The organism is Nocardioides sp. CPCC 206348 (assembly GCF_048654705.1).
Lineage (GTDB): Bacteria > Actinomycetota > Actinomycetes > Propionibacteriales > Nocardioidaceae > Nocardioides.
Window position 1 is genome coordinate 1,929 of sequence record NZ_JBMCZA010000203.1, and the last position, 677, is coordinate 2,605.

The 677-nt window shown below is 70.6% G+C and carries 1 protein-coding gene; it reads right to left on the reverse strand.

What is annotated here, in order from left to right; genetic code table 11:
- Positions 1–525: TetR/AcrR family transcriptional regulator (locus ACOADB_RS20050; protein ID WP_378602555.1), on the reverse strand; the 525-nt coding region annotated here is incomplete at its 3' end.
- Between the last annotated feature and the right edge of the window lie 152 nt (positions 526–677).

Consider the following 677-nt stretch of genomic DNA (forward strand, 5'->3'; position numbering starts at 1 on the left):
CAGGTCGTTGTCGGCGATCTCCTGGTGGGAGCCGGCAAAGGTCAGCAGCCGCCACACGTGGAGCACCTGCTCGGGCGGCAGCGTCAGGTGGTCGGCGTCCGGCTCGATCAGCGCGAGCAACCGGGCGCGCACGTCCTCCAGGCCCTTCTTCAGCTCGGGCCGGTCGTGCAGGTGCTGCGGCGGACCGACGGTCCCCATCGCGCGCATCAGCCCGAAGATCGCGAGGAACCGTTGCTGGAGGATCGACGTCATCGCGAGCATCCGCTCACGCAACGGCAGGTACACGTCGATCTCGTCGAGCCGGCGCAGCACGTCGCCGGGCTCGAAGGCACGGGCGACCGTGGCGTCGACCAGCTCCTCCTTGGAGGCGAAGACCCGGAAGATCGTGCCCTCCGCGACACCGGCAGCCTCGGCGATCAGGCGCGTGGTGACAGCGCGTCCGTGCTCGTAGAGCAGCGGCCGGGTGGCCGTGATCAACGCTTCGCGCCGGTCCTCGGGCGAGAGTGGGGCGGCGCGTGGTGGCATGCTCTCCAGAATAGGTGAGTGAGCACTCACTCACAAACCATTTACGGCGTGAGCGCGGCGGCCAGGTCGCTCCCCGGCAGCACCGGCACCCGCAGCCGGGCGCCGTCCGCGCCGCCGATGCGCAGGTTGTGGATCGCGGGCAGCGCCAGCGG